This window comes from Streptomyces sp. A2-16 (assembly GCF_018128905.1).
Lineage (GTDB): Bacteria > Actinomycetota > Actinomycetes > Streptomycetales > Streptomycetaceae > Streptomyces.
The window spans coordinates 3,093,287-3,117,945 of sequence record NZ_CP063808.1 but is presented as its reverse complement, the minus strand read 5'-3'; the positions used below and the strand labels follow the sequence as shown (position 1 = coordinate 3,117,945).

Sequence of the window (24,659 nt, the reverse complement as noted above, 5' to 3'; positions counted from 1 at the left end):
TGTCAACAATATTGTCAGCCAAAGGTGTTGACCCCGCCCCGCGAGACCAATACCTTTCGCGCTGTGCACCACTGTGCGGTCTGCGCACAGCCTGTCGGAACAACGAAGTCTGCACAGGAGGAGCCATGCGTCGTCTGCTCGCCGCTCTCGCGGCCGGAGCATTACTGGTCACCGCGTCGGCCTGTGGTTCGTCCGGGGACTCGGGGGCCCCGGACTCGGGATCGTCGTCCGGCGGCACCACCACCGTCAAGCTCGGCCTCATTCCGATCGTCGATGTCGCGCCGGTGTATCTGGGCCAGCAGAAGGGCTTCTACGGCAAGCACGGGCTGAAGCTCGAGATATCGACCGCGTCCGGCGGCGCGGCGATCGTGCCCGGAGTCGCCAGCGGGCAGTTCCAGTTCGGCTTCTCCAACGTCACCTCCCTGCTGATCGCCCGGTCGTCCGGCGTGCCGATCAAGGCGGTCTCCAACGGCATCGCCTCAACCGGCGTGGCGGGCAAGGACTTTGCGGGAATCGCGGTGCAGAAGGGCAGCTCGATCAGGTCCGCGAAGGACCTGGAGGGCAAGAAGGTCGCGATCAACACCCTGAAGAACATCAACGAGTCCGCGGTGCGCGAGTCGGTCCGCAAGGACGGCGGCGACCCGGACAAGGTGAAGTTCGTGGAACTGGCCTTCGACCAGATGCCGGCCGCCCTCGACAGCGGCCAGGTCGACGCGGCCTGCGCGGTCGAGCCCGCGCTCGCCACCATCAAGGGCCAGGGCGGCCAGGTGATCGCCTCCCCCATGGTGGACGTGGCGCAGGGCACCACGGTCGCCATGTACTTCACCTCGACCCGGTACCGGCAGCAGAACGCCGACGTGGTGAAGAGGTTCCAGGAGGCCACCGCCGAGTCCCTCGCCTACGCCGACGCCCACCCGGACGAGGCACGCCAGATCATCACGACGTACACCAAGATCCCGGCATCCGTGCTGGCGCAGGTGACTCTCCCCAAGTGGCCGGCCGAGCCGAACAAGGAGTCCATCGAGGCGCTGGCGAAGCTGGGCGAGGAGGACGGGTTCTTCAAGAAGACCCCCGACGTGGACGCGTTGCTTCCGTGAGGCTCCGGAACGCGGCGCTGGGCGCCGCCGGGCTCGCGGCCTTCCTCGCCCTGGGCGAGGCGGTGCCGCGGCTCGGTCTGGTCAAGGAGGAGTACTTCCCGCCGACCAGCCGGATCGCCCGCGCCTTCGCCGACGAACTCTCCGACGACACCTTCTGGACGGCGCTCGGCGACACCCTGACCGGCTGGGCCCTGGGCCTGGCCATCGCCGCCACGGCGGGCATCGTCATCGGTGTGGTCCTCTCGGTCGTCCCGCACCTGCGCGAGGCGACGGCTTCGACGATCGAGTTCCTGCGCCCGATCCCCTCGGTCGCCCTCATCCCGCTGGCGGTGCTGCTGTACGGCAGTGAGCTGCGCTCGGTACTGCTGCTCGTCGTGTACGCCAGCTTCTGGCAGGTCCTCATCCAGACGCTCTACGGCGTCCAGGACGTCGACCCCGTCGCCGACGAGACGGCACGGTCGTACGGCCTCGGCACCTGGGCACGCGTGCGGCACGTGCTGTGGCCGACCGCGCTGCCGTACGTCATGACCGGCGTCCGGCTGGCCGCCGCGGTCGCGCTGATCCTCGCCATCACCGGTGAACTCGTCATCGGGGCACCGGGGTTGGGGGCCAGGATCGCGGTCGCGCAGAACTCGCAGGCGGTCCCGGAGATGTACGCGCTGATCGTGGTGACCGGTCTTCTGGGGCTGCTCATCAACGTCGGCGCGCGTACCGTGGAGCGACGGGCGCTGGCCTGGCACCAGTCGGTGCGCGGGGAGGTGGCGGTGTGAAGCGGCTCGTCTCGCGGCTGTTCCTCGTGCTCGCGCTGCCCGCGCTGCTGGTCGTCGTGTGGTGGCTCGCGTCGGACTCCAGCACCAACGTCTTCTGGCCGCCGCTGCGCACGATCCTCGACACCTTCCCGGACGTGTGGACCGCCGAGCGGCTGCGCGACGACGTCCTTCCCAGCATCTGGCGGCTGACCGCCGGTTACGCGCTGGCGGCGGTCGTCGGAGTGGCGGTCGGCACCGTCATCGGGTCCTACCGGCGGGTGCGGGCGCTGTGCGAGCCGGTCCTGGAGTTCCTTCGGGCGATCCCGCCACCGGTCCTGATCCCGGTCATCATGCTGTTCGCGGGCATCGGCGACACCATGAAGGTCACGGTGATCGCGAGCGGCTGTGTCTGGCCGATCCTGCTCAACACCGTCGAGGGCGTGCGCGCGCTGGACCCGGTGATGGTCGAGACGGCCCGCTCCTACGGCATCTCCGGGCCGTCGCGCCTGCGCAACCTCGTGCTGCGCTCGGCGAGTCCGCAGATCTTCGCGGGCCTGCGCCAGGCCCTCTCGATCGGCATCATCCTGATGGTCATCAGCGAGATGTTCGCGGCCAGCAACGGCATCGGCTTCACCATCGTCCAGTTCCAGCGCAGTTTCGCCGTCCCGGACATGTGGACCGGGATCCTCGTCCTCGGTCTGCTCGGCTTCCTGCTCTCCGTCCTCTTCCAGCTGGTCGAGCGGCGGGCCCTCGCCTGGTACCACGGCCGGCGCGCCTCGACCCGGCGGTCCCCGTGAATCCCCCGAACGCGAAAGGGCGTTCCATGCTCGACGTACGCGGCCTCAAGAAGGTCTACGAGGGGTCAGGCCGCCGGGTGGAGGCGGTGCGCGACCTCACCTTCACCGTCGAGGCGGGCGAACTCGTCTGTCTCGTCGGCCCGTCGGGCTGCGGCAAGACGACCCTGCTCAAGTGCATGGGCGGCCTGCTCACGCCGACCGCGGGCGAAGTCCGCCTGGCGGGGCGGACGGTGAGCGGCCCTCCTCCCGGCATGGCCTTCGTCTTCCAGGAGTACGGCCGCAGCCTCTTTCCGTGGATGCGCGTCGCCGACAACGTCGAACTGCCGCTGAAGCAGAAGGACCTGAGCCGGGCGAGACGACGTGAACTGGTCGCCGACGCGCTGGAGTCGGTGGACCTCTCGGAGGCCGCCGGGGCGTATCCCTGGCAGCTCTCCGGCGGGATGCAGCAGCGTGTCGCGATCGCCCGCGCCCTCGCGTACGAGCCCGAAGTCCTGCTGATGGACGAGCCGTTCGCGGCGGTGGACGCGCAGACCCGGGCCGACCTGGAGGATCTCGTACGGCGGCTGTGGCGGGAGCGCGGCATCACGATCCTGTTCGTCACCCACGACATCGACGAGGCGGTCTACCTCGGCGAGCGGGTGATCGTGCTGTCGGCCTCCCCCACGGTCGTGCAGGAGCAGCTGAAGGTCGATCTGCCCGACGAGCGGGACCAGTTGAACACCCGGGTGGCCCCGCGCTTCGCCGAACTGCGCACCCATGTGTACGAGCAGATCCAGGCGGCGAAGCGCGGGGTCGTGCGGGACGCCCCGGTCACGAAGTCCGATACGCCTCCACTTCGCTGAACTGGGCGGCGGGCCAGCCGGTGTTGGCGCTCACCGAAAGGCGCAGGTACCGCAGACCGGTGCCGGGCAGGGTGACGGTGGCCGTGTTGCCGCTCGCCGGGTCGAAGCGGTAGCCCTGTGCGCCGACGACGGTGCTGTAGGTGCTGCCGTCGGTGCTGCCCAGCACGGTGACGGTCTGGGTGCGGGCCTGCCAGGCGCTCTGGGGAGGCAGCTTCAGCACCAGCCTGCGCACCGGCTCGGCGGATCCCAGGTCCACCGTGAAGGACTGCGGGAAGGCGTTGTTCGCGGACTCCCAGTAGCTGTTCGCGTCGCCGTCCACCGCCTTGCCGGGCGTGTAGACGTCCTGGGAGCCGGTCGCGGTGGCCGGGCGGCCCTTGGCGAGGTTGCGGTTCGGGTCCGGGTCGGGGTTGCCCTGCCCCGGCTGCGGCCAGGTCGAGCAGTCCGACCAGGTGGTGTTCCAGCCGGAGTTGCCGCCGCCGTCGGTGAGGGCGAAGGTGCCGGAGCTCGCCGGGTAGGGGCAGTTGTAGACGCCGGCCGCGCCGACGCCGGTCGCCGTGACGTTGCGGAAGGTGGCGGCGCCCTGGGCCTCGGCCTGGACGACGACCGTGCCGGTGTTGCGGACGGTCGCGCCGTTCACGGTGACGTTCCGGACCGGGTACCCCTGTCCCCCGCCGGACACGAACTCGAAGGCGCTGTACGGGCTGTCGGTGATGGTCGTGTCGGTGATGTTCACCGTGGCGTTGATGGCGCTGTCGTACGAGTCGACCCGCAACGCCCCCATCGGGTGGTTCCAGTTCGGGTTCATCGCGCCGGTGCGGACGAGGGTGTTGCCGTCGACCGTGATGGTGCCCGCCAGCGGGAAGAAGGGGTCGAGGAACTTCTGGTTGGAGATCGCGATGCCGCTGCCGAGGGCGTTGGTGTCGGAGACCAGGTTGTTCCGTACGGCGATGTCGGTGCCGCCGTAGATCGCGATGCCGTTGGCCAGGTTCGGCTGCGTGACGGTGTTGTTCTCGAAGCTGCTGTTGGTGTCGGGCGCGTAGAGCGACCACATGGCGAGCGCGTCGTCGCCCTGGTTGCGCAGGAAGTTGTTGCGGACGCGCACTCCGCGGGCGTTGCCGTTGAGGTTGAGGCCGTCGGCCGTCATGTCGAGGAAGCGGTTGTTCTCCACGACGAGGTTGTCGTTGTTGCCCGTCAGCCAGAGGCCGACCTTGAGGTGCTGAAGCCACATGCCGGAGACCGAACTCCCGGGTCCGAGGCTGCCGTTGACGAAGTTGTCGGGGCTGGAGTCGACGCGCTCGGTGACCTCGCCGATCACCGCGAAGTCCTTGACGTGGACGTTCCCCGAGGAGCCGGACTGGTCGATGAAGCGGGAGGTGTGCACGACCGAGTGCCAGTGGCCGGCGCCCTGGAGGGTGACGTTCTGGACGCCGCTGAGGGAGGAGGTCAGCCGGTACTCGCCGGGCGGGATCCAGACCACTCCCCCCTGGGCGGCGGAGATCGCGTCCCGGAAGGCCTGGGTGGAGTCGCCGTTGCCGGTGGGGTCGGCGCCCTTGGAGGTGACGGACACCGACCCGGCGGGTTGCCCGGTGGCCGCCGCGGCCTGCTCGAAGTCGGCCACGTCGACGGTGACCTGGGTCCCGGTCGACTCGAAGGCGACCTTGTCGCCCGCCTGGAGGTTCTGGCCGAGCAGGAGGCGGGCGTTGTCGAAGAAGTGGTGCGTCCTGGCACCGGGGATCCAACTGGTGTCGATGTAGGAGTACTTGGAGGTCACCGGGAGCGTCTTCGCGAGCCTGGTGCCGTTGACGTAGACGTTCAGGGTGCCGGACTGGCCGTCGGGGACGCTGTAGGCGAGGTTCACGGCGTTGGCGGCGCGCGGCACGGTGAACTCGACGCGCCGGCCCGCGTCCAGCCGGACCGCCTGCCGCCCGGACGCCTCCGAGGCGAGGGTGCCCTGGGTGTAGTCGGGGCCGATCCTCGTGCCGGTCGTGCCGGCGGACTCGGCCTCGACCGAGGTGAAGGGGAGGGTGGCGCCGGCGGCCGCGTGGGCGGTGGGGGCGATCGCGGCGAGGAGGCCGGCGGACAGGGCCACGGTGATCGCTACTGACATGCTCCTGACAGATCTGTGCATGTGCTGATCCCTTCGTGTGGGGGTGCTGCGGTCTCAGCCCCTCAGCCAGACCGCGGTGTCCCTCGGCAGTCGGCCCCGCTGGTCCAAGGGCCCACTGGCGAGCAGCAGTTGGGCATGTTCCGGGAGGTCGGCCGGGGTCTCGGCGAGGTTCACCACGCACCGGACGCCCTCCGCGCGGGAGAAGGCGAGAACGCCCTCGGGTGCGGGCAGCCAGGTGAGCGGGGAGTCCCCGAAGACCGGCCTGATCCGGATCGCCTCGCGGTACAGACTGAGCATCGACCCCGGGTCCGCGCTCTGCCGGTCGACCGCGTACGACGTCCAGTCGGCCGGCTGCGGCAGCCAGGGCTCCTGCCGGGAGCCGAAGCCCGCGTAGGGCGCCGCCTCGACCCACGGCAGCGGCACCCGGCAACCGTCGCGCCCGGGGTCCGTGCCGCCGGAGCGGAAGTGCATCGGGTCCTCGATGCGGTCGCGGGGAATGTCCGCCTCGGGCAGTCCCAGCTCCTCGCCCTGGTAGACGTACACGGCTCCGGGGAGGGCCAGCGAGAGCAGGGCCGCCGCCCGGGCGCGCCGGGTGCCGAGGGCGAGGTCGGTGGGGGTGCCGAAGGCCTTGGCCGCGAAGTCGAAGCCGGTGTCGGTGCGGCCGTAGCGGGTGACCGTGCGGGTGATGTCGTGGTTGCACAGCACCCAGGTGGCGGGGGCGCCGACCGGGGCGTGCTCGGCGAGGGTGGTGTCGATCGAGGAGCGCAGCCGCTCGGGGTCCCAGGGGCAGGACAGGAAGGAGAAGTTGAACGCGGTGTGCAGCTCGTCGGGGCGCAGGTAGCGGGCGAAGCGCTCGGTGTCCGGGAGCCAGACCTCGCCGACGAAGACACCGTCGTACTCGTCGGCCACGGCCCGCCAGGAGCGGTAGATGTCGTGGAGTTCGTCGCGGTCCACGAAAGGGTGCGGTTCGGGTCCGTCGGCGAGGTCGGGCAGCGCGGGGTCCTTGGCGAGCAGGGCGGCCGAGTCGATGCGGACGCCCGCCACCCCCCGCTCGAACCAGAAGCGCAGGACGTCCTCGTGCTCCTGGCGGACGGCCGGGTGGGCCCAGTTGAGGTCGGGCTGTTCCGGGGTGAACAGGTGGAGGTACCAGTCGCCGTCGGGCAGCCGCGTCCACACGGGTTCGGTGGAGCCGACGAACTGCGAGGGCCAGTCGTTGGGCGGGAGTTCGCCGTGCTTCCCGCGCCCGCGGCGGAAGTGGAACAGCTCCCGTTCCGGGCTGCCGGGGCCCGCGCGCAGAGCCGCCTGGAACCAGGGGTGCTGGTCGGAGACGTGATTGGGGACGATGTCGACGATCGTGCGGATGCCCGACTCCCTGGCCTCCGCGATGAGCTTCTCCGCCTCGGCGAGGGTGCCGAAGGCCGGGTCGATGGCTCGGTAGTCGGCGACGTCGTAGCCGCCGTCCTTCATCGGCGAGCGGTACCAGGGGGTGAACCACAGTGCGTCCACGCCGAGTCGGACCAGATACGGCAGTCCGGCGCGCACTCCTGCGAGGTCTCCGGTGCCGTCCCCGTCGCCGTCGGCGAAGCTGCGGACGTAGACCTGGTAGATGACGGCGGAGCGCCACCAGTCCTGCTGTGCCACGGGGCCTGCCTTTCTGCGGATGGGGGGTCAGCCCTTCGTGCTGCCCGCGCTGATCCCGGCGACGATGTGCCGCTGGAAGACGAGGAACAGGGCGACCATCGGGATGCTGGCGATCACCATCGCGGCGATGAGCACGGTGAGCTGGATGTTCTGCGACAGCTGGACGAGTGCCACGCCGATGGGCTGCTTGTCGGTGTCGGAGAAGACCATCAGCGGCCAGAGGAAGTCCTGCCAGACGGCGACCAGCGCGAAGATCGACACCACCCCGAGGACGGGCCGCGACATGGGCAGCACGATCGACCACAGGGTGCGCAGCCTTCCCGCCCCGTCGATCTCGGCGGCCTCCAGCACATCGCGCGGGATCTGGTCGAAGAACCGCTTGAGCAGATACAGGTTGAAGGCGTTGGCGACCGCCGGCAGCCAGATGGCGAGCGGGTCGTTGAGCAGTCCCAGGTCGGCGACGGTCAGGTACTTCGGTACGACCAGGGCCTGGGCCGGGACCATCAGCGTGGCGAGGATGCCTGCGAGGATCACCTTGCCGAAGACGGGCTTGAGCCGGGACAGGGCGTAGGCGGCGGCCGTGCACAGGACCAGCTGGAACGCCCAGGCCCCGGCGGCCTGGACCACGGTGTTCCACAGGTGCCGCGGGAGCTGCATGAGGTCCCAGGCGTCGGTGTATCCCTCGAGGTGCCACCGTTCGGGGACGAGAGTGGGCGGGGTGCGGGTCACCTCGTCCGGCGACTTCATCGCGCCGGTGACCATCCAGTAGACCGGGAAGAGGAAGGCGAGTGCGAAGAGCCCGGCGACGGTGGTGAAGACGGTCCAGTAGGCGGCCCTGCCGCGCGGCCGGGCGAGCGTCGCCGGGGAGATCAGGGTGCGGGTGCTCATGCGGGGTCCCCCTCTGCGGACCTGGTCAGTCGCAGGTACACGGCGGAAAAGGCGCCCAGCAGCACCAGGAGCATGACGCTCAGCGCGCACGCGCCGCCGAAGTCGTTGTAGAGGAACGCGTACTTGTAGATCAGGTAGAGGACGGTGACCGTGGCGTTCTCCGGACCGCCGCCGGTGATCACGAACGGTTCCGTGAAGACCTGCATGGTGGCGATGATCTGAAGGAGCATCAGCATCAGGATGACGAACCTGGTCTGGGGGATCGTCACATGACGGACACGCTGGAGGAGGTTCGCCCCGTCCAGTTCGGCGGCCTCGTACAGCTCGCCGGGGATGGACTGGAGGGCGGCCAGGTAGATCAGGACCGTGCCGCCCATGTTGGCCCAGGTCGCCACGATCACCAGGGAGACGAGTGCCGTGTCGGCGCCGTTGGACCAGTTCGAGGTGGGCAGGTGGAGGAAGCGCAGCACCTCGTTGGCGAGGCCGGCTCCGGGGTCGTAGAACCACTTCCAGAGCAGGGCGCTGACCACCGGCGGGATCATCACCGGGAGGTAGACCACGACCCTGAAGAAGGCCTTGGCGTGCCGCAGTTCATTGAGCACCAGGGCCATCACGAAGGGGATCGCGAAACCGATCAGCAGGGCCAGCAGCGTGAAGACGAGGGTGTTGCGCCAGGCGGCGGTGAACTCGGGGTCGTGCCATACGCGGGTGAAGTTGGCGGTGCCGACCCATTCGGGCTCGGCGCCCGGCGTGTACTTCTGGAAGGCGATCACGACCGCGCGGATCGCCGGGTACCAGGAGAACAGGGCGAAGCAGACGAGTCCGCCGAGCAGGAAGCCGTAGGCGCGGACCTGGTCGGTGAGGCGGCGCCGCCTCCGGTCCCCTGCCGGGGGCGGCGCCTGCACCGGGGGTTCGGCGATGGCCTCGTGGGGCGGGCGTTCCACCGTCCTCACGGGGTCAGCTCCGGGCCAGGATGCCGTCGATCTTTCCTGAGGCGTCCTTGAGGAGCTGGTCGATGTCGGCGTCCTTCTTGGTGAGGACGGCGGAGACGGCGCTGTCGAGGACGGAGTAGATCTGCTGGGCGTTCGGCGGCTCGATCTTCATCTTCAGGCTCTGGTTGCCGTCGAGGAAGGCCTGGTAGTTCTCCACGGGCACATTGGCGTTGGCCTTCTTGACCTGCTGGTCCTTGGCGTCGGCGGCGCCGGTGAACAGGCGCGGCTCGGGCAGGCCGACCGGGGCGTCGGCCTTCTTGGCGCGGGCGTAGTCGCCGAGGAAGCCGGCTCCGGGCGTCAGGAACATGTGGTCGAGCCATTTCAGGGCGGCCCTGATCTGGTCGGGGCTCGCCTTCTTGTTGACCATGTAGCCGTCGCCGCCGATGAGCGTGCCGTTGCCGCCGGGCATCGGCGCGAGGGCGAGGTCCTTGTAGTTGCCGCCCTTCTCCTTGACCAGGATCGGGATGTTGTCCGGGGCGGAGAGGTACATGCCGAGCTTGCCCGAGCCCATCATCTGTTGGACGTCGTTGATGACGAGGAGCTGCTTGCTGCCCATCGAGTCGTCGGTCCAGCGCATGTCGTGCAGGTTCTGCAGGACGGCACGGCCCTCGGGGGTGTCGATGGTGGCCTTCTTGCCGTCGGCGCTGACGACGTCGCCGCCCTGGGAGTACAGCTCGGCGGTGAAGTGCCAGCCGCCCTGGTTCTGGGCGCTGTAGTCGGCGTATCCGACGGTGCCGTTGCCGAGGGCGGCGATCCTCTTGGCGTCGGCACGCAACTGTGCCCAGGTGGTGGGGGGTTGCTCGGGGTCGAGGCCGGCCTTCTCGAAGAGCTTCTTGTTGTAGATCAGGCCCATCGAGTAGCCGGTGCGCGGGATGCCGTAGATCTTCCCGTCGACCGTGTAGATGTCGCGGAGTTGCTGCTGGAGGGTGTCGTAGCTCTTCAACTCCTTGACGTACGGGGTGAGATCGGCCGCCTGGTTGATGTCGACGACATGCCTGGCGTCGGTGAAGTACGTGTAGAAGACGTCCTCCATCTGCCCGCCGGCGAGCTTGGCGTCGAAGGTCTTGGGGTCCTGGCAGGGGAAGGCGTCGTGTGCGACGACGTCGATGTCCGGGTGCTGCTTCTCGAAGGACGCGATGTCCTGCTCGAAGAACGTCCGGTCGACCTTGGCGCTCTTGGGCGGCATGCAGTTGACCGTGATGCGGGTCTTGCCGCTCGCCGACTCGTCGCCCGATCCACAGGCGGAGGCGGCGAGGGCAAGGGAGCAGACAGTGAGCGCGGCGAAGGTGCGGCGGTACCCGGTGCTTCTCATCGGTGGACCCCTCGTGGCAGGAGCGGTGGGCGCCGCACACTCAAGCACCGCCGACATCCGTCCGCAAGATGTCGCGCAGAATCTGTAATTATTCGACAGAGCTGTGGGTCTCAGCCGCGAGGGGCTTGCGCGGTGGACCCCCTGACCACGAGCTCGGGTTCGAAGAGGAGCTCCTCGGTCGGTACGGCACTGCCGCCGACCTGGGCGTTGAGCAGTTCCACGGCGGCCCGCCCCATGGCCTCGATGGGCTGGCGGACGGTGGTCAGCGGGGGGTCGGTGCAGTTCATCAGGGCGGAGTCGTCGTAGCCGACGACCGACACCTGCGCCGGCACGTCGAGTCCCTTGCGGCGCGCGGCCCGGACGACGCCGAGGGCGAGGGGGTCACTGGCGCAGATGAACCCGGTGACCCCGCGGTCGATCAGCCGGGTGGCGGCGGCATGTCCGCCCTCGATGGAGAACATGGCGCGTGCGACCCGCTCCTCGGGCAGCTCGCCGAGCGCCTGGGCCGCGGCCAGCTTGCGGGCCGAGGGCAGGTGGTCCGCGGGGCCCAGCACGAGCCCGATCCGCTCATGCCCGAGAGAGGCCAGATGCCGCCAGGCCTGCTCGACGGCGACCGCGTCGTCGCAGGACACCCCCGGGAACCCCAGATCGTCGATGGACGCGTTGACCAGCACCACCGGGATGTTCCGCTCGGCGAGCCGGCGGTAGTGGTCGTGCGGCGCGTCGGCCTGGGCGTAGAGCCCGCCGGCGAAGACGACCCCCGAGACCTGCTGCTGCAGCAGCAGGTCCACGTAGTCGGCCTCGGAGACCCCGCCCTTGGTCTGGGTGCACAGCACCGGCGTCAGCCCGAGCTGGGCCAGGGCCCCGCCGATGACCTCGGCGAACGCCGGGAAGATCGGGTTCTGCAGCTCCGGCAGCACCAGCCCGACCAGCCGCGCCCGCTCCCCCCGCAACTGCGTGGGCCGCTCGTACCCGAGCACGTCCAGGGCGGACAGCACCGCCTGCCGGGTGCCCTCCGAGACCCCCGGCTTGCCGTTGAGCACCCGGCTGACCGTGGCCTCGCTGACCCCGACCTTCTTGGCAACCTCGGCAAGTCGTCGCGTCATGAACGCAAGAATAGCGCAAACCATGCAAGCCACTTGCGCGATCGCGTCAACTCCCGCGAAAGGCAGCTCATGGCGGCGGAGCGAGCCGGGACGGGCGGCCCCGTGGAACACCCCTGCTCCACGGGGACCGACGACTCTCCACGGGGACCGACGCGTACTGACGAGGCGCCGTCGACGACCTGAACGCCGACGGTGCCCGTCAGGCCTGGGGGGCGGGCACCACCGTGAGGTGCGTCGCCGTGCGCCGCGGGCGGCGCCTGGCGGGAGCCGGTCGCAGCACCAGCGTCAGACGCGTGTAGCCGAGGTCTCGCAGCGTGCGCGGGGTCTCGTCGACGACCCGGCAGTCGGTGGCACCCCAGCGCGGGTCGGGGTGCACCAGGGGGCGTACGGAGCCGTCGTGCTCCACGGCCTGTTCGCCGACCGCGCGGATCCAGTGCGGCAGACCGTGCCGGTAGGCGGCGTCCATGATCGGGTCCTGCGCGATGTCCCGGCGGATCGCCTGCAGGCCGTGGTCGTGGCCGTGGCGCTCCACCGCGGCCGCGAAGTGCGCGAGCATCGGAAGGCACCAGCGCGACTCGTGCTCGCCCAGGACGCTGCTCGCGTCGGGATGGAAGAGGACGAACCGAAGGAAGTTGACGTCCGGCATGGCCGTCGGGTGCGGGCCCATGGCGCGGAAAAGTGACGCGAAAGCGGCGTTGGCGAGGACGACGTCCCAGCGGTGGTCGAGGACGACGGACGGGAAGGGGACGGCTTCCAGGAGCATGGCGTAGTCCTGAAGATACGCCCGGGCTTCGAGCCCCTCGGGGACGGGCCGCAGTTCCGACGGCTGCCCACCTGCCTGATACGCCATCGGGAGGTCACCCCTCTTGCCTATGCGGCCTTCACGCGGCGCCTTGATCCTGCGTCCCCGGAGCGAGGCATGTCAACTATCGTGGCATTCCGCAGCGGTTGACGGCTGAAATTGGCCACAGTTGTGGCGAGACCTGGATGTGAGTTCGAACAACGGGCTACTCTCCGGGAAGTTCACGGCGAGGGCCTGTGAGAAGTCGGGTGAGAGACGTAGGAGATCAGTCGGTGTCGGATGGCTTCGAGAGCCCGGACGACGCGGCAACGGTCGTGCTGACGGCCGTCGTCGCCCGCGTCACCGCACTCTCCGACCGGCTCGGCGTGCCGCACGCGCAGGTCTTCGACACCGGGCGGCTGTCCGTCGCCTCCGGAGTCCCCGAACCCGTGGTCAAGACCCTGCTGAGCGGGCGCCCGGCGGGCGAACCGGACGTCCAGGCGCGGTTCCTGCAGCGGCTCGGCCTGTTGCGCCGCACCCGGCTCAAGCCCAACGGGCGCAAGTACACCCAGCAGGAGATCGCCGACGGCGCGGGCATGTCCCGGCAGCAGGCGGGCGCCCTCATCAACGGCGACCGGCGCCCCACCATGGAGCACTGCGACGCCATCCAGCGGTTCTTCCGCGTGCACGCCGGATTCCTCACCGCCGAGGACCCCGAGGCGCTCGCGAGTGCGCTTCAGCACACCGAGCAGGAGCTCCTGCACAAACTCGCCGACCGGGAGCGGGAGGCCGCGGCGGCCGCCCACGACCCCTTGGAGCGGCTGCTGCAGGACCACGGCGTCCGCGGGATCGCCTGGCGGGCCGCGCAGCTGCCCACCGACCAGCACCGTGACAAGGTCGCCGAGTGGCTGGACATGCTCCTGGAGAGCGTCAAGCGGCCCGAGTCCTGATCCGGGAGACAAGTGTGGGCATCGGTAAGCACATGCGCCGCCTCAGCGGCGAGTTGGTGGCGGAGCTGGAGCTCGACGCCCCGGCACGGCCCGACGACCTCTACGGCGCCCTGTGCGAGGCGATGAGCAGACGCCGGGGCCGCCCGGTCCACTTCCGTACGGCGCCTTTCCCGGCCGGCACGGCCAGCGGGCTCTGGCTCGACATGGCCGACCAGGACCTCGTCGTGATCGAGGAACGCACCGCCCCCGACCACCAGTTGGTCATCCTCGGCCACGAGCTGTGGCACATGAACGCCGGCCACTGCTCCCACCACGTCGAGGGCGCCGCGGTCGCCGCCCGGCTGCTCAGCGACGACGCCGACCTGCAGGCCACCGTGCGCAAGGTCGCCGCCCGCAGCCGCTTCGAGCTCGACGACGAGCGGGAGGCGGAGAGCTTCGGTCTGCTGCTGGCCAGCAAGTGCCGTACCTGGCTGGAGGGTTCACCGCTGCGGGGCCCGGTGCAGCGGGACCGCCTGGCGGGACGGATCGAGGCGTCACTGGGGTACCTGGGGCCGCAGGGCTGAGGGTTCGCCCCGGAGGCCAGGTCGCAGGCTCGTCGCGAAGGTCAGATCGCCGGCTCGCCCCGAAGGTCAGGTAGCGGGTTCACCCCAGAGGCCACATCGCGGGCGCGCCCCGGAGGTCAGGTCGCGCTGCGCTCGCTGGCCTCCCTCAGCTCCCGCTCCCCCACACGCGCCCCCGTGCTGCCCGGGCCGCCCTCCCGCAGCAGCTCCCTCCAGTGCTCCCGGCTCCAGTCCGCCGGGGCGGTCGTGGCGGTGAACTCCTCGACCAGGGCCACGAAGCGGGCGGGGTCGCTGTGGAACGGGAAGTGGCCCGCGCCCTCGAAGATCTCCAGACGGCTGCCGGGCATCGCCTCGTGCGCCCCGAAGGCGTGCCGGACGGGCACCACGCTGTCGCGGTCGCCCCACAGGAGCATGGTCGGCATGCCCTCGGTGAGGTAGCAGCGGTCGAGCATGGTGACGACCTGGCCGCGCCAGTCGACGACCGCGCGCAGGGTGCGGATGAAGGCGTTGCGGGAGGTCTCGTCGGGGAGGGCGTCGACGAGGTTCAGCAGATCCGGCGCGTCCTGGCCCAGGTCGGTGTCCAGGAGCTTCATCAGCCGGACGGCGAGGCCCACTTGGAAGCGCATGCCGGGCAGCCGCAGCGAGGACAGCACGAGATGGGCGCCGGGCAGGGACACCAGCCGCAGCACGGGATTGACCTCCTGGCCCACCCCGCCCGCGCTGACCAGGATGAGCCGCTCGGTGCGCTCGGGGAACTGGTACGCGAACTGCATGGCCACTCCCCCGCCCAGCGAGTGCCCGACCAGGGTGGCCGACTCGATGCCGAGGGTGGTGAGCAGATCACGGACGCCGTTGGCGTACGCGGCCACCGAGTAGTCGGCGCGCGGCTTGTCGGAGTTGCCGTGGCCGAGCAGGTCCGGGGCGATCACGGTGTGGGTCCGGGCGAGGTCCGGGATCAGCTCGGCCCAGGTGGCCGAGGAGTCGCCGATGCCGTGGATGAGGACGAGGGGCGGCCCCTCGCCCGCCATGCGGAAGGCACGGCGGTAGCCGTGCACCACGCAGTAGCGCAGCTCCAGTTCTCCGTCGGCCACCGAGCGCAGCCGGACGGCGCGCACCGGGCGCCGGCGCGGGTCGTCGACCACGTGCTCGCCTCCCGTACTCCTGGCCGCGACAAGGCGGCCGAAAGCCCTTCCTCCCAGCGTAGAACTGCTTTCCCCACGGTGATTTCGGGGAGGTTTCGCCTCCGCTAAGCGGGCGAACGAAGGGGCGCGGAAGCCGGATTGTCAGTGGTGGACGGCAAGCTGGAGATGCACGCCCGTGCGGCGTGCGACCGACGCGCCCCGTCCGGGGGTGCGACCGACGCCGACCTGGGGAGAGCCGCCGATGCCCACCGCCGTACTGACCGACCGTGAGCGCACCGCCGTCCAGGCGTATCTGCGGCTGCTGCACACGGTCCGGGCCGCCTTCGACACCGCGGCCGGCCCGCCCGACCGCGCCCGACCACCGGTCGTCCCGCCGGCGGTCCTCGCCGAGGCCGAACAGGCGCTCGCCGACGCGGGGCTCGCGGGCAACGAGGAGGCGTTCTTCAGGCTGCTGCACAGCTGGTGCCCGCCGGAGGCCTAGAGGCTCCGGGCGGACGCCCTGCCGTGCCGCTCAGTGCCGCCCGGTGCCGTGCCGCGCGTTCAGGCGTGCGGCACGGTCACCGAGGTCGCGACCAGGCCGCCCCGGACCGTCCAGCGGCCCTCGAGGACACCGCGCCGCTCGCCGCCCACCAGCGGGCCGGGGACGAGGAGTTCGGCGCGCAGGGAGCCGCCGGAGGGCTGTCCCGGGTCGAGGAGGATGTCTATGTCGGCCTCGGCGAAGTCCAGCCACTTGCCGGTGAGCGGGAACCACGCCTTGTAGACGGACTCCTTGGCGCTGAACAGCAGCCGGTCCCAGTGGATCGCGGGGCGGGCCGTCGCCAGTGCCCGCAGCCTGACCCGCTCCTGCGGCAGGGAGACGCTCTCCAGCACGCCTTCCGGGAGCGGTCCGTGGGGTTCGGCGTCGATGCCGAGGGAGGCCAGGTCGGTGACGCGGACGAGGGCGGCGGCGCAGTAGCCGTCGCAGTGGGTCATGCTGCCGGTGAGTCCGGCCGGCCAGCGCGGGGCGCCGCGTTCCCCGGGCAGGACCGGCTGGGGCGGCACACCGAGTTTCTCCATGGCCCGGCGGGCGCAGGCCCGCACGACGGCGAACTCACGGCGGCGCTTGGGGACGGCGCGGGCGACGAGCGCGGCTTCCTCGGGGTACAGCGCGGCGTTGTCCGGCTCGTCGCGGCCGTACGTCTCGACGGCCACCACCGAGTCCGGCAGCAGTTCCCCGATCACAGCGCACCGACCTCCCTGGGCACGATCCGGCGCAACCGTCCGGGCGGCTCCGGGCGCTTGCGCCACTCCCGCGGATAGCCCACCGACACCTCCTCGAAGCGGACGCCCTCGTGCCAGGTGGTCCGCGGGATGTGCAGATGGCCGTAGACCATCGTCTCGACACGGAACCTGCGGTGCCAGTCGGCGGTCAGTGCGGTGCCGCACCACATCGCGAACTCGGGGTACCACAGGACGTCCGTCGGGTGCCGGTCCAGCGGGTAGTGGTTCACCAGGACGGTGGGCAGGTCGTCGGGGAGCGCGGCGAGTCTGCGCTCGGTCTCGGCGACCCGGGCCCGGCACCAGGCCTCGCGGGTCGGATAGGGGTCGGGGTGCAGCAGGAACTCGTCGTTGCAGACGATGCCGGTGCCGTGCGCGTACTCCAGGCCCTGCTCCTTGGTGGTGCACCCGGCGGGCAGGAAGGAGTAGTCGTACAGCAGGAACAGCGGGGCGACGGCGAGGGGGCCGCCGGGGCCGTCCCAGACCGGGTAGGGGTCCTCGGGGGTGAGGACGCCCAGTTCCCGGCACATCGCGACGAGATGCTCGTAGCGGGCGGCCCCGCGCAGGGTGACAGGGTCCTTGGGGTGGGTCCACAGTTCGTGGTTGCCGGGGGCCCAGACGACCTGGCGGAAGCGGCCGGCGAGGGTCTGCAGGGCCCAGCGGACGTCGGCCACGGTCTCGGCGACGTCACCGGCCACCAGGAGCCAGTCGTCGTCGCTGTCGGGGCGCATCCGCTCGACGAGCGAGCGGTTCTCGGGGTAACCGATGTGCAGGTCGCTGACGGCCAGTAGTCGTGCGGCGCCGGCCCCAGACATCACCTCTCGCCCCCTCAGAGCACCCATGTGGGACCACGAGAACACATTTGTTTTCCTGGTACAAGAGTGACCCGGAGCGGCGGCTTTCCATGATCGGGAAATCCGTAACACGGGCGTTGCACGCGCGGCCCCTTGAAAGCCGTATGATCGCCCCAACACCACCGCATGTACCTCCCTTCACAAGGGGCGGTTTGGTGTCCCTCCAAGCACCCTGCCCGGGCACGGGCCCGCTTCGCCCTGCCCGAAAACCCCGAAAGGCGGCCTGAATGCTCTCTCGCGTACGCGTCTGGCTCAACCGCACGTACGCGGAGAACGTGTTCTTCATGGATCAGTTGCGGCGAAATCCCAGCGACAGAGCCGTCGAGATCCACGCGACGCACGGGGACGCGGACTCTCCCGTGCTGGCCGCCGCCGACACCGCCGAGCTGGAGCCGGAGGGGCTGTCCCCGGCCGCCTACGTCGAGTTCGCCCTCGACCAGTGCCAGCGGCGTGGCATCGACGTGTTCGTGCCCCGGCTGCACCAGGCGGCGATCGTCGCCCACCGCGCCGACTTCACCGCGATCGGCACGGCGCTGCTCGCACCGCCCCCGGAGGCCGTCGCCGTCTTCCACGACAAGGTGATCGCCTACGAGGCGGTCCAGGCGGTCGGCGTCCCGGTGCCGCCGTGGTGGCGGGTGCGGACCGCGGACGAGCTGGTCGCGGCCGTGGAGGAGCTGGAGGCCGACGGCCACAAGGCCTGCTTCAAGCCCGCGTCCGGTGCGGGCGGGGTCGGCTTCCGGGTCGTCACGCGCGCCCCCTTCTCGCTCGCGCACCTCAACGGCTTCCCCAGCCCGTACGTGCCGCTGGACATGGTCGTCGAGGCGCTGGAGCAGGCCGACGAGCAGGTGGACTGGCTGGTCATGCCGCGTCTCGAGCAGCCGGAGGTGTCGGTGGACACCCTCACCGGGACCGACAACCGGGTGCGGCTGGCGATCGGCCGCACGAAGAACGGACGTCGTCGCGGGTTCACGCTGGACGAGCGGTGGCTGGAGCCGGCGCGGCTGATCGCCGAGGGGTTCGGTCTGCACTATCTGTCCAACATCCAGTTCCGGATGCTCGGTGACCGGCCCGTGCTGATGGATGTGAACACGCGTCCGGCGGGCGGGCTGCACCAGCTGTCCCTCTGCGGAGTCAACGTGCCGTGGGCCGCGGTGCAGTTGGCGCTCGGGGAGGACACCGGGGTGATCGAACCGCCGTTCCTCGGGCAGGACTACACGGTGGTGTCGGGGCCGCGGCAGCTTCGGCCCGTGTCCGTGCAGCATCAGCGGGAGCTCCCCGAGCCCTTGCCCGCGGTGCCCGCGCCTGCGGCCGCCGAGCCCGTGGTCGTCGAGGCAGCGGCTCAGGTGCTGCCGCTCTAGGCGCCCCCACCCCCGCCCTCACCGGTATGGACCAATTCTGCCGCTCGTCTTGACAGGCCGATTGGTCCATACCAACTTGGTTGCGCACCCTCCTGCACTCTCCTTGCACTCCCGAACACCCCCATATCTTCAGGGAGATCGCGTGCGCAACCCACTCAGACGTTCCAGACTTCTCGCTCTGCTCGGTTCCGCGGCCCTCGCGCTCGTCGGTGCCGTCGCTCTGCCCGGTACGGCCCAGGCGGCCAACGTCCTGACCAACCCCGGCTTCGAGTCGGGGGCCCTGTCGCCCTGGTCCTGCACCGGGAATCTCGGGTCGGTCGTCTCCTCTCCCGTGCACGGCGGCTCCAAGGCGCTTCAGGGCGCGGTGAGTTCGAGTGACATAGCCAAGTGCAGCCAGACCGTCTCCGTGCGGCCGAACACCTCGTACAGCCTCAGCGGCTGGGTGCGCGGCAGCTATGTGTACCTGGGCGTGGACGGCGGTTCGTCCACCTGGACGTCGTCGCCCTCGGCGTACAGCCTGCTCACCACCTCCTTCACCACCGGGGCCTCGCAGACCAGCGCCACCGTCTATGTCCACGGGTGGTACGCGCAGGGCACCTACCAGGCCGACGACATCAGCCTCGACGGGCCCGGCGGCGGTGGTTCGGACTCGCAGGCGCCGAGCGCGCCCGGCAGCCTGAGGTCCACCGGGAAGACCTCCTCCAGCGTGTCGCTGGCATGGAACGCCTCGTCCGACAACGTCGGGGTGACGGCGTACGACATCTACAGCGGGTCCAACCAGGTGCTCACCGTCTCCGGGACGAGTGCCACCGTGAGCGGGCTCGCGGCCAGTACCTCCTACACCTTCACCGTGAAGGCGCGGGACGCGGCCGGGAACTCCTCCGCGGCCTCCAACGCGGTGTCCGTGACGACGGAGGCGGGCGGCGGTGGCGGGACCGGGTTCAAGCAGGCCGCGCCCTATCTCTACCTCGGCTGGGGCGACCCGCCGAGCGCGACCTCGGTGATGAGCGCGACCGGGATCAAGTGGTTCACGATGGCGTTCGTCCTCTCCTCCGGTGGCTGCAACCCGGCCTGGGACGGCAGCAGGCCGCTGACCGGCGGCAACGACCAGTCCGTCATCAACTCGATCCGGTCCGCGGGCGGTGACATCGTCCCCTCGATCGGCGGCTGGAGCGGCAACAAGCTCGGGCCGAACTGCTCGACCCCCGAAGCGCTGGCCGGCGCCTACCAGAAGGTGATCGACGCCTACGGGCTCAAGGCCATCGACGTCGACATCGAGAACACGGACGAGTTCGAGAACGCGACCGTGCAGGACCGGATCCTGGGCGCCCTGAAGATCGTCAAGGCCAACAACCCGGGCCTGCGGACCATCCTCACCTTCGGCACCTCGACGACCGGCCCGACCTACTGGGGCAACCGGCTGATCGAGCAGGCCAAGGCGCTGAACGCGAACATCGACGTCTTCACGATCATGCCGTTCGACTTCGGCGGCGGCTCCGACATGTACGGCAACACCGTGAACGCGTCGGAGGGGCTGAAGACCAAGCTCAAGTCCACGTTCGGGTGGGACGACGCGACGGCCTACGCCCACATCGGGATCTCCGGGATGAACGGGCTCAGCGACCAGCAGGAGTTGACCAGCACGGCGATCTGGACCCAGATCCGCGACTGGGCCAACTCCCGTCACATCGCCCGGCTCGCCTTCTGGTCGGTCAACCGCGACCGGCCGTGCCCCGGCGGCGGGGTGACGAGCAACTGCTCCGGCATCAGCCAGAGCAACTGGCAGTTCACGTCGATCACGGCCGGCTTCACCGGCTGACCCGGACTCCGCCCCGAGAACCCGAACACCCCCACGCCTGAGCCGACTCGGCCGGGCGTGGGGGCAGTTCGGCTTCGGTGCGGAACCGGGCAGGGCGCGGTCAGAACCGGCCCGCCCCCCGGTACAGCTCCGCTTCCCCGTCCAGTTCGACCTTGAGCACCGTGGCGTACGGATCGAGGTCGGCCTCGGCCGGCGGGTCGATCCACACGATGCCCACGGCCTCGTGGAGTCCGCCGACCACCCGGTGGCCCAGTTCCCTGCCGGTGCCGAGGACGGTGACCCGGCGGACCGGGGTGACCAGTCCGCGCAGCCCGATCTCGGCGCGCGGCGCGTCGAAGAGGACCAGGTAGAGCGTCCGGCCGTCCGCGGACAGGGTGCTGGGCCCGTAGTGGTGCCCGGCGGGCAGCCCGCGCACGGTCCCGTACACGGCCTCGGAGTGTTTGCGGATCCACTCCCCCAGGCCCTCGAGGCGCTCCACCTGGGGCGCGGGAATGGTCCCGTCCTCCATCGGGCCGACGTCCAGCAGCAGGTTGCCGCCCCCGCCGATGGTCTCGGTGAAGTAGCGGATCAGCTGGGCGAGCGACTTGTGGTTGTGGTCCTGGTGCTGGTAACCCCACGAGTCGTTGATCGTCAGGCACAACTCCCAGGGCCCGGCGGGCGGTTCGATGGGAGCGCCCTGTTCGGGGGTGGCGTAGTCGCCCTCGCTGAGCATGCGCGCGTTGAAGACGACGTCCGGCACGTACGACCGGATGAGCGCGGCGAGTTCGGGGATGCGCCACTGCTCCTCGCTGCGGTCCCACTCGCCGTCGAACCACATCAGGTCGGGCCGGTAGCGGGAGGCCAGCTCGGTGATCTGGCCGTCCCGGTAGGCGATGAACCGCTCCCAGGCCTGAAGGTCCTCGTCCTCGGCGGCCACCTCGGAGTAGCGGTTGTCCTCCAGCTCCGGCGGGCGGCCCGGCTTGCGCGTGGAGGCGTAGTCCGGGTGGTTCCAGTCGGAGTGGGAGTAGTAGAAGCCGACCTTGAGGTCCTTCTCGCGCAGGGCCTCGGCGTAGGGGCCGACGTAGTCCTTGCCGAGGTTGAGGTCGCCGTACTCGGTGTCCCACAGCGCCACGCCGTCGTGGTGACGGGTCGTCAGCACCGCGTACCTGGCTCCCGCACGGGCGAACAGGTCGGCCCAGGCGCGCGGGTCGTACGCGGCGCCCGTGAACCGCTCCAGCTGGGACATGTACCGGTCGTGCGGGACGATGTCGTCGTAGAACGACCAGGACTCCTGCACGCCGTCCACGGCATAGATGCCCCAGTGGATGAAGATCCCCAACTTGGCGTCGGTGAACCAGGGTTGCATGGGCATCAGCTCACCCCGGCACGGGACAGGCGGAGCGTCAGCACCTGGAAGGGGCGCAGCTGGACGGCGACGCCGCCGTCCTCCACGGGAGCGGTCTCCAGCGGGCGCTCCAGCAGGTCGGTGATCCGGGCGCCGGCCAGCGGGAACCCGGTGCGCAGCACACCGCTCGCGCGGCCGCCGCCCGACTCGTAGAGACGGACCACGACGTCACCGGATCCGTCGTCGGCGAGCTTGACCGCCTCGACCGTCACGCCCTGGCCGTCGACCGAGACGACCGGCTCGGGGGCACCGGCCGCGTCCGCCACCCGCAGCGGCAGGTTGAGCGAGTAGCCCTCGGCGACGGTCTCCTCGATGCTCGCGCCGGGCAGCAGCGAGTAGGTGAAGCGGTGCGTGCCCTGGTCGGCCTCGGGGTCCGGGATGCGCGGGGCGCGGACCAGGCTGAGCCGGACCGTGGTCGTCGTACCGCCGTCCTCGCGGACCGTACGGGAGACGTCGTGGCCGTAGGTGGAGTCGTTGAGGACCGCGACGCCGTAGCCCGGTTCGCCGACGTGCACCCAGCGGTGGCCGGAGACCTCGAAACGGGCCGCCTCCCAGCTGGTGTTGGTGTGCGTGGGGCGCTGGATGTGACCGAACTGGATCTCCGCGGAGGAGTGCGCGGCCCGCACGTCCACCGGGAACGCGGCCTTGAGGATCTTCTCGGCCTCGTGCCAGTCGATGTCGGTCTCGAAGTCGATCCGGGGGCTGCCGGCGCGCAGGGTGATGGTCTGGGTGATCGTCGAGCCCTTGCCGAAGGCCCGGGTCACACGGATCGCGCCCAGCAGCGGGTCCTCGGAGACGACCTCGACCGAGGTGGGCTCCAGCAGGTCCGTGTAGCGGTTCTTGTAGTGGCTGTCGATGTCCCAGGCGTCCCAGTAGTTCGGGAGGTCGGTGTGCAGCCGCAGCAGGTTGCCCTTGTCGCCCAGGACCTCGCGCCCGGCCCGCAGGTCGAACACGGAGGACAGCGTGCCGTCCTCGGCCACCTCCACGCGCACCAGGCCGTTGTCGAGGGTCCGCCCGGACACACCGACCGGCCGGGCCGGCTCGGCACCGGTGAGCGCCGCGCTGCCGTTCGCGGGGACCTCGATGTACGCCAGGGCCCGGTCGCCGGTGCGGACCACCTCGGCCCGGTCGAACGGGCTGGTGTTGAAGGCCCGGGTGCCACCGGCGCCCAGCGCGACCACCGCCTCGGCGGTCAGCGCCTCCAGTTCCTCGGCGACCCGGGCGTACTCGGCCTCGGCCTCGCGGTGCACCCAGGCGATCGAGGAGCCCGGCAGGATGTCGTGGAACTGGTGCAGCAGGACCGTCTTCCACAGGCGGTCCAGCTTCTCGTACGGGTAGGAGTAGCCGGGCGCGTGCAGCGCGGCCGTGGTCGCCCACAGCTCGGCCTCGCGCAGCTTGTGCTCGGAGCGGCGGTTGCCCTGCTTGGTGCGGGCCTGGGAGGTGTAGGTGGCGCGGTGCAGCTCCAGGTAGAGCTCGCCGACCCAGACCGGGGCGTCAGGGTACTCGGCGCGGGCCTGGGCGAAGAAGTCGTCGGGGTGCTCGACGACGACCTTGGGCGAACCCTCCAGGTCGGCGAGGCGCCGGGCGCGCTCCATGATCTCGCGGGTGGGGCCGCCGCCGCCGTCGCCCCAGCCGAAGGGGGCCAGGGAGCGCCGGCCGCCGCCCTTCTCCGAGTAGTTGCGGACCGCGCGGTCCATCTCCTCGCCGCTGAAGCGGGCGTTGTAGGTGTCGACGGGCGGGAAGTGGGTGAAGATGCGGGTGCCGTCGATGCCCTCCCACCAGAAGGTGTGGTGGGGGAACTTGTTGGTCTGGTTCCAGGAGATCTTCTGGGTGAGGAACCAGTCGTTGCCGGCGAGCTTGGCGAGCTGCGGGTAGGCGGCGGTGTAGCCGAAGGAGTCCGGGAGCCAGACGCCCTTGGTCTCGATGCCGAAGTGCTCGATGAAGAACCGCTTGCCGTGGATGAGCTGGCGGGCCATGGCCTCGCCGCCGGGCAGGTTGCCGTCGGCCTCGACCCACATGCCGCCGACCGGGGCCCACTGGCCCTTCTTCACGGAGTCCTGGATGCGGGCCCACACGTGCGGGTAGTTGTCGCGCACCCATTCGTACTGCTGGGCCTGGGAGCAGGCGAAGATGAAGTCGTCGTACTCGTCGGCGAGCGAGGTGACGTTGGAGAAGGTGCGGGACGTCTTGCGCTTGGTCTCGCGGATGGGCCACAGCCACGCGGAGTCGATGTGCGCGTGACCGACACCGGAGATGGTGTGCGCGCTGGCGTTGGCGGGCTTGGCCAGCACCGGCGCCAGTACCTCGCGGACGGCGGCCGCGCTGCCGGCCACGTCGTCCAGGTCGAGGGCGTCCATGGCCCGGTCCAGGGCGTGCAGGATCTCGTGGCGGCGGGGCTCGTGGTCGGGGAGGTGGACCATGAGCTCGCGCAGCACCTGGAGGTCCAGGTCGAGGTGCCAGACGTTCTCGTCGAGGATCGCGAGGTCGGCGCGCTGGAAGGTGTAGAGCGGCGCAGAGCCGGCCGTGAGCTTGTCGCCCATCGGCGTGATCTTGGAGAAGTTGTCCTTGAGGATGTCCGGGTTGGAGGCCGCCTCGACCAGGTAGTCGATCTGCTCGCCGCCGGTCGCCGGGTTGGCGACGGGCACGTACTGGTTGAGCGGGTTCACGGCCTTCAGGGGGCGGCCGTCGGGCAGGTGGACCAGGGCCTCGGCCTGGTTGCCGGGCCAGTCGCCGACGAAGCCGAGGTCGATGACGGCCTCGACGCGCTTTCCGGCCCACTCGGCGGGCACCTGTCCGCGCATCCGGAACCAGGTGGTGCCCCAGGGCGGGCCCCACGGGGTGTCCATCGCGAACGGGGTGTACCGGGCGGCCGCGGCCTCCTCGAAGGAGACCGGCTCGCCGGGCGCCTGCCAGGCCTCGACCTCGAAGGGGACGGTGGCCGCGTAGATCGCGGGCTTGATGCGCTGGTCGTGGGCGCGCTGGACGCGCTCCTCGATGCGGCGGCGTTCGTCGTGCATGAAAGG

The 24,659-nt window shown here is 70.4% G+C and carries 21 protein-coding genes; 9 read left to right on the top strand and 12 right to left on the bottom strand.

The window, feature by feature from the left end; translation table 11 throughout:
• The first annotated feature begins 125 nt into the window (after positions 1 to 125).
• From IOD14_RS14025 to IOD14_RS14010, 4 genes are read left to right on the top strand one after another with little or no spacing between them, the layout of a single operon-like run.
• Positions 126 to 1,097 (top strand): ABC transporter substrate-binding protein, encoded by a 972-nt coding sequence (locus IOD14_RS14025; RefSeq protein ID WP_212670394.1) that lies wholly within the window; start codon positions 126 to 128, stop codon positions 1,095 to 1,097.
• Complete coding sequence (locus tag IOD14_RS14020) at positions 1,094 to 1,867, top strand: ABC transporter permease (RefSeq protein WP_123994230.1); 774 nt, start codon at positions 1,094 to 1,096, stop codon at positions 1,865 to 1,867. Before IOD14_RS14025 ends, IOD14_RS14020 begins: the two co-directional genes overlap by 4 nt.
• Positions 1,864 to 2,643, top strand: coding sequence for an ABC transporter permease subunit (locus IOD14_RS14015; RefSeq protein ID WP_212670393.1), 780 nt, complete (start codon positions 1,864 to 1,866; stop codon positions 2,641 to 2,643). Before IOD14_RS14020 ends, IOD14_RS14015 begins: the two co-directional genes overlap by 4 nt.
• 26 nt (positions 2,644 to 2,669) lie before the next feature.
• The gene (locus IOD14_RS14010) at positions 2,670 to 3,485 is read left to right on the top strand and encodes an ABC transporter ATP-binding protein (protein ID WP_174269392.1); all 816 of its coding nucleotides are present in this window, start codon (positions 2,670 to 2,672) and stop codon (positions 3,483 to 3,485) included.
• Here the strand turns inward: IOD14_RS14010 and IOD14_RS14005 are convergent.
• From IOD14_RS14005 to IOD14_RS13975, 7 genes are all read right to left on the bottom strand, one after another.
• Positions 3,454 to 5,592: a discoidin domain-containing protein gene (locus tag IOD14_RS14005; RefSeq protein WP_249125912.1), complete on the bottom strand. Its 2,139-nt coding sequence runs from the start codon at positions 5,590 to 5,592 to the stop codon at positions 3,454 to 3,456. The genes IOD14_RS14010 and IOD14_RS14005 overlap by 32 nt on opposite strands.
• A gap of 54 nt (positions 5,593 to 5,646) precedes the next feature.
• Complete coding sequence (locus tag IOD14_RS14000; RefSeq protein WP_212670391.1) at positions 5,647 to 7,233, bottom strand: glycoside hydrolase family 13 protein; 1,587 nt, start codon at positions 7,231 to 7,233, stop codon at positions 5,647 to 5,649.
• Positions 7,234 to 7,260: 27 nt separating this feature from the next.
• The gene (locus tag IOD14_RS13995) at positions 7,261 to 8,121 is read right to left on the bottom strand and encodes a carbohydrate ABC transporter permease (RefSeq protein ID WP_212670390.1); all 861 of its coding nucleotides are present in this window, start codon (positions 8,119 to 8,121) and stop codon (positions 7,261 to 7,263) included.
• On the bottom strand, positions 8,118 to 9,074 hold the full coding sequence (locus IOD14_RS13990) for a sugar ABC transporter permease (RefSeq protein WP_212670389.1): 957 nt from the start codon (positions 9,072 to 9,074) through the stop codon (positions 8,118 to 8,120). The genes IOD14_RS13995 and IOD14_RS13990 overlap by 4 nt, the downstream gene beginning before the upstream one ends.
• Before the next feature lie 4 nt (positions 9,075 to 9,078).
• The gene (locus tag IOD14_RS13985; RefSeq protein ID WP_123994236.1) at positions 9,079 to 10,425 is read right to left on the bottom strand and encodes a sugar ABC transporter substrate-binding protein; all 1,347 of its coding nucleotides are present in this window, start codon (positions 10,423 to 10,425) and stop codon (positions 9,079 to 9,081) included.
• A 110-nt stretch (positions 10,426 to 10,535) separates the two neighbouring features.
• Positions 10,536 to 11,531, bottom strand: a complete 996-nt coding sequence (locus IOD14_RS13980) for a LacI family DNA-binding transcriptional regulator (RefSeq protein WP_123994237.1) — start codon at positions 11,529 to 11,531, stop codon at positions 10,536 to 10,538.
• 199 nt (positions 11,532 to 11,730) lie between these two features.
• On the bottom strand, positions 11,731 to 12,381 hold the full coding sequence (locus tag IOD14_RS13975; RefSeq protein ID WP_174269394.1) for a hypothetical protein: 651 nt from the start codon (positions 12,379 to 12,381) through the stop codon (positions 11,731 to 11,733).
• A 224-nt stretch (positions 12,382 to 12,605) separates the two neighbouring features.
• Between IOD14_RS13975 and IOD14_RS13970 the strand changes: the two genes are divergently transcribed.
• Positions 12,606 to 13,262 (top strand): helix-turn-helix transcriptional regulator, encoded by a 657-nt coding sequence (locus IOD14_RS13970; RefSeq protein WP_123994239.1) that lies wholly within the window; start codon positions 12,606 to 12,608, stop codon positions 13,260 to 13,262.
• Positions 13,263 to 13,294: 32 nt separating this feature from the next.
• Positions 13,295 to 13,825, top strand: coding sequence for a toxin-antitoxin system, toxin component (locus tag IOD14_RS13965; protein WP_123994904.1), 531 nt, complete (start codon positions 13,295 to 13,297; stop codon positions 13,823 to 13,825).
• Positions 13,826 to 13,941: 116 nt separating this feature from the next.
• Here the strand turns inward: IOD14_RS13965 and IOD14_RS13960 are convergent, their stop codons facing one another.
• Positions 13,942 to 14,964 carry an alpha/beta hydrolase gene (locus IOD14_RS13960; protein WP_212670388.1) on the bottom strand — a complete coding sequence of 341 codons (1,023 nt, stop codon included), beginning with the start codon at positions 14,962 to 14,964 and terminating at the stop codon, positions 13,942 to 13,944.
• Between the two features lie 241 nt (positions 14,965 to 15,205).
• Here IOD14_RS13960 and IOD14_RS13955 point away from each other — a divergent pair, with 241 nt between their 5' ends.
• Positions 15,206 to 15,445 (top strand): hypothetical protein, encoded by a 240-nt coding sequence (locus IOD14_RS13955; RefSeq protein WP_123994241.1) that lies wholly within the window; start codon positions 15,206 to 15,208, stop codon positions 15,443 to 15,445.
• A gap of 59 nt (positions 15,446 to 15,504) precedes the next feature.
• On the opposite strand, the gene IOD14_RS13950 is transcribed toward IOD14_RS13955, so the two are convergent.
• Positions 15,505 to 16,185, bottom strand: a complete 681-nt coding sequence (locus tag IOD14_RS13950) for a 4'-phosphopantetheinyl transferase superfamily protein (protein ID WP_212670387.1) — start codon at positions 16,183 to 16,185, stop codon at positions 15,505 to 15,507.
• Positions 16,182 to 17,036: a metallophosphoesterase gene (locus IOD14_RS13945; protein ID WP_123994243.1), complete on the bottom strand. Its 855-nt coding sequence runs from the start codon at positions 17,034 to 17,036 to the stop codon at positions 16,182 to 16,184. The genes IOD14_RS13950 and IOD14_RS13945 overlap by 4 nt, the downstream gene beginning before the upstream one ends.
• Before the next feature lie 266 nt (positions 17,037 to 17,302).
• Here IOD14_RS13945 and IOD14_RS13940 point away from each other — a divergent pair, with 266 nt between their 5' ends.
• Both IOD14_RS13940 and IOD14_RS13935 read left to right on the top strand, forming a co-directional pair.
• Positions 17,303 to 18,433, top strand: coding sequence for an ATP-grasp domain-containing protein (locus tag IOD14_RS13940; protein WP_123994244.1), 1,131 nt, complete (start codon positions 17,303 to 17,305; stop codon positions 18,431 to 18,433).
• A gap of 142 nt (positions 18,434 to 18,575) precedes the next feature.
• Positions 18,576 to 20,252: a carbohydrate binding domain-containing protein gene (locus IOD14_RS13935; protein WP_123994245.1), complete on the top strand. Its 1,677-nt coding sequence runs from the start codon at positions 18,576 to 18,578 to the stop codon at positions 20,250 to 20,252.
• Between the two features lie 100 nt (positions 20,253 to 20,352).
• On the opposite strand, the gene IOD14_RS13930 is transcribed toward IOD14_RS13935, so the two are convergent.
• Positions 20,353 to 21,603, bottom strand: coding sequence for an alpha-L-fucosidase (locus tag IOD14_RS13930; protein WP_212670386.1), 1,251 nt, complete (start codon positions 21,601 to 21,603; stop codon positions 20,353 to 20,355).
• Positions 21,603 to 24,653, bottom strand: coding sequence for a glycoside hydrolase family 38 C-terminal domain-containing protein (locus IOD14_RS13925; RefSeq protein WP_212670385.1), 3,051 nt, complete (start codon positions 24,651 to 24,653; stop codon positions 21,603 to 21,605). The genes IOD14_RS13930 and IOD14_RS13925 overlap by 1 nt, the downstream gene beginning before the upstream one ends.
• Positions 24,654 to 24,659 lie beyond the last annotated feature (6 nt).